Annotated in this window: 4 protein-coding genes; all 4 read right to left on the bottom strand. The window is 65.6% G+C overall.

Annotated features, from left to right (window positions below; all coding sequences use genetic code 11):
- Positions 1 to 84 precede the first annotated feature (84 nt).
- The gene (locus DIE23_RS38695; RefSeq protein WP_040140390.1) at positions 85 to 570 is read right to left on the bottom strand and encodes an Hcp family type VI secretion system effector; all 486 of its coding nucleotides are present in this window, start codon (positions 568 to 570) and stop codon (positions 85 to 87) included.
- A gap of 156 nt (positions 571 to 726) precedes the next feature.
- A complete protein-coding gene (locus DIE23_RS38690) occupies positions 727 to 2,448 on the bottom strand; it encodes an OmpA family protein (protein WP_124618134.1) in 1,722 nt (573 codons plus the stop codon).
- A complete protein-coding gene (locus DIE23_RS38685; protein WP_124618132.1) occupies positions 2,445 to 3,176 on the bottom strand; it encodes a DotU family type IV/VI secretion system protein in 732 nt (243 codons plus the stop codon). The genes DIE23_RS38690 and DIE23_RS38685 overlap by 4 nt, the downstream gene beginning before the upstream one ends.
- Positions 3,173 to 3,766 (bottom strand): type VI secretion system baseplate subunit TssK (tssK, locus tag DIE23_RS38680; RefSeq protein ID WP_148093493.1); only part of this gene is annotated, 594 nt, incomplete at its 5' end. The genes DIE23_RS38685 and tssK, both read right to left, overlap by 4 nt.

Below are 3,766 nucleotides of genomic sequence, written 5' to 3'. Positions count from 1 at the left end.
GGTAGAAAAAGACCAGCCCGACGCACGGGCTGGTAAAGGAACCGGCAGCAGCAGCGAGTCGGTTCCACACACGCTGTTCGGCTATCAGGAGCGCTCGTTCCAGGTATCCTTGTGGATGATGTTGCCGTCCTTGTACGACCAGGTGATCGTCTCGTAGCGCAGCTCGACGTTCTCGAGGTGGTTGTGCTTCTCGTAGTCCGGGTTCTTGATGTCGTACATCACCGGGTTGACCGCCACGATCTTGACGTTGTCGAGCTTCGTGTTGAAGTACTCCTTCTCCTTGCCCGCGTCGTCGATCTTGTACCACTTGATCTCGACCGACTTCAGCGTCTGGCCGCTCGTCACCGCCTTGTAAAGGTACGGGGTCGATGCGTCGGTCTCCTTCGTCAGCGTGATCGGCTTGTGCACGCGCGTGCCGGTCAGCTTGCCGGTGTTGCCGTCGGTCGGAATGTGCACGCCATGATCGAACGCGACGAGTTCGACGCTGCCTTCACGGCCCTGAACCGTCACCGAACCCTTGATGTCGGCACCGCCATCGTCCTTGAGCCACATATAGGCCGGAATTGCCATTGCTTCACTCCCTTTTTACGTACTGCGACAATCGCCCGGAGCCAGCCCCCGAGCTTCAGAAACCCGAAGCGATGCGCTTCGGGGGCTAAAGACTGTTCATTCACTTGCCGGAACGTCTGCCGATCCCCCAACGGGGTTTCCTCCGGGACGCAGGGCTCATTTCAGTGCGTCCGGTACCAGGGTGATTTCCACGCGCCGGTTTCTGGCGCGGCCGTCTGGCGTATCGTTGCTCGCAATGGGGCGCGTATCGCCATACCCCTGGATCGCGAACTGCGTGGCCGGAATACCCGACGCCTCGATCAGCCAGTCGCGCACGGCCTGCGCGCGCGCCGTCGAAAGTTTCAGGTTGCTGTCCGGATTGCCCACGTTGTCGGTGTAGCCGGCGACAAGAATCCGCTTGTCGGGATGCGCCTTGATCATCTCGAGCGCGCCAACCATTGCGCGCGTGGAGCCGGGCTTGAGCTGAGCCTTGCCACTGTCGAAGAGCGACATGCTGTCGAGCGTAACGACCGCCGGCGGTGGGGGAGGAGGCAGGTAGGACGCGATCGCATCGTTCAATGCCGGGATCAGTTGCGCACCCCGGTACATGCCGAACGACAGACGCAAGGGGACGCCCGTGCGCGCGTACCGGTCGAGCTGGTCCCGGTCGGCGATGAGCGCGGTCAGCGCGTCGCGCTTCGCCGCGTCGTGTGCGGCCGGGACCCTCGCATAGCGGCCGAGGTCGGCGCCAATGCGCGTCAGCAGCGTCTGGTTGTTTCTGGCGGCGCCCCAGAATGCCAAGGCGGCCGCGCAGGCAAGGAGCGCGATCGCATGGACGAAGGCAACTCTACGCGGCGACGTCCAGTGTCGCCGGGGCAGCGCTTCGATCAGCGGCTGCGGCAGTGGCCACGGCAGCGGTGACGCCATGGCCGGTGCACGTACGACCTGAGTCTGCATCTCGACGTCGCGGGCCCATGGATTACCCGGGCCGCTCGCCGGGCCGCAATCGATCCAGCCGGCGCCGAACAGCGCCCACGGGGTGGCCGGTTGCTGCCGGTCCGTCAGCGTGCCGATCACGACGCGCTGCGTCCATCCAATGATCGATGCAAGGGCCGCCGCGCGCACAGCCGCGGTACGATCACCGGTCGCGCGCTGCACCTCGTTTTCGGCTGCCCGGATCACCGGTTCAAAACGCCCGGCATCCACCAGGCGTGTCGCCGACGATACGCCATACCACTCGGGCATCGCGAGATCTGCCGCACTGTTCGTGAGCCGCTGGTAGACCGCAACATACCCGGGCAGTCTCGTGCCAAGCAGGCGGGACGCATCGGCCACGGCCTGCCGCACGACGCGCAGTTGCTGTGTCAGTCGATCCGTTCCTGCGTACTGGGCAGGCACAACCGATAACACGACGCCGTCCGGTGCACGACCGTCGCGCCACTGCCTGACCGCCACCGCGAGGCGCGGCAGATCCTGCGCCCGGTCGACGCGCAGCCAGATTGCGCCATCGCCAACATGCGCCTGCCGCACTTCCTGCGCCTGGTCGAACAGCGCCGGCAGGCCATCTCCCACCACCAGCATGAGCGGCATCCGCGTACGCAGCCTCACGGGAATATCCGCCGTCGCCGCGCCCAGCGCGGCCAGCACGTGCGCGCTCTGTTCGCGCGCGCGGGCTAGCAGGCGAGTGCGCCACCACATGAGCGCGAACGTAACGACGCAGATGATGGCCGTGAGCGTCCAGGCCGCGCTGCGTGCGGCCGGCAACACCAGCCATATCACGGCGAGCGCCAGCGCGGCCGCGAACAGGACCATCACGCGAAACGGATAGCCGAGTCCCTCGTGCCCGTAATCGGGCACATGCGCCGGCGTGGTGGACAGAACAGGCAGGTCGGATTTCACGGACGGACGCCTTTCGTCGGCGCCAGATGCGTGAGCTGCACATCAAGCGCCGCAGCCCACACCAACCAGACGATCACTGCAATCACGCAGGCGAGACCCGCAATGGCCCACGGGGAGAGCCGGTAAAACCAGTCGGACAACCGCCGTCCGGCGCGGTCCGCGACAAACGGGCGCTCGGGCGATGAGCACAGCTTTTCCAGTTGGGCGTTGAGCGTCGCGATCAGCTCGGTGCGTTTCGCTTCGCCTTCACGCACGTAGCGGCCGACGAATCCCATTCCGAGGATCGCCGAGTAGCATTCGAGCAGGTCGACGCGCGGCGAGGTTTCGCGCATACGCGCCTCAAGCCGCTCGAACACGGTCTCACCAGCATCGTGCAGATTGAACTGCTCCACCTGCAGCGGTTTCAGTTCCCAGCCGGCACGCATGTCGGTCGGCAAGGCCCGCAACACCGTTTCGTCGAGCAACCCGCACTGCGCAATCACGGCCTCCCGGCGCACATCGTCCGGATAGCCGCGGCGTTCCAGCGCGTGCGAAAAATGCTCGATCAATTGCCGGCAACGGTTGCGCAGTCCGTCCGCATCCTTCGCCGCTCCACCAGTACCCAGCGTCGTCACGAGCAATGCGGTATCACGCAGCAGGTCGCGCATGCCGTCACGCGGCGTGCCACCGGTGCCGGACACACTGTCGAGCAGGGCGAGTTCCTGCCGGCTGGAAGTCAGGGCATTCATGAGCGCAGCACCGCGTAGAGTTCAAGCGAGGCGTCAGGCACCGACGCCGGCAGGTAGATCTGGCAGGCACGCGCGGCGAGCATCTTCACGTGCGCGGCGCTGGACGAATCGAGGGCGAAGTATTGATTGTCCAGGCGCACCGGAATCGCCGCCGGCACACGCTGCACGGCCTTCAACGGGATCCCCAGCAGCGCCGAATTGATGATGTGCTCGACGTCGTCCGGCGCGCCGATCTTGCACAGCCGAGGAAACTGCTCGACGAGCTCGAACGCGGCCATCGGCGCGTTGACCGACAAATACCAGTCGGCGGCATCCCCGACGATACGCTCGTCGAGGAACTGACCGGTCCACGTGGTCGGCGTCTTGCGCGCGAGCCCGATCGACACGACGCGCGACGGAATGATCGCGTCGAGCAGATCGCGGATCATCGATTCGAGCTTCGCAAACACCTCGTCGGCACGGGCATGGTCGTACGCCGGAATGTCGGTGAGCTGGGCGCCGGTCGAGAACGTCATCAGCGCACTCGCCAGCTGGGCGAGTGTCGCGTACAGGTGCTCCGGCGAGCGGCCGGGGTGCGTGGCAAAGAGGCG

It is taken from the genome of Burkholderia sp. Bp9143 (genome assembly GCF_003853645.1).
GTDB lineage: Bacteria > Pseudomonadota > Gammaproteobacteria > Burkholderiales > Burkholderiaceae > Burkholderia.
Note: the sequence above shows the minus strand (reverse complement) of the source record. Positions and strands in the feature narration are given on the sequence as shown.

Bases quoted from the DNA above. Each gene is read 5' to 3' on its own strand.
- DIE23_RS38695 (WP_040140390.1), bottom strand. From the start codon at position 570: ATGGCAATTCCGGCCTATATGTGGCTCAAGGACGATGGCGGTGCCGAC.
- DIE23_RS38685 (WP_124618132.1), bottom strand. From the start codon at position 3,176: ATGAATGCCCTGACTTCCAGCCGGCAGGAACTCGCCCTGCTCGACAGT.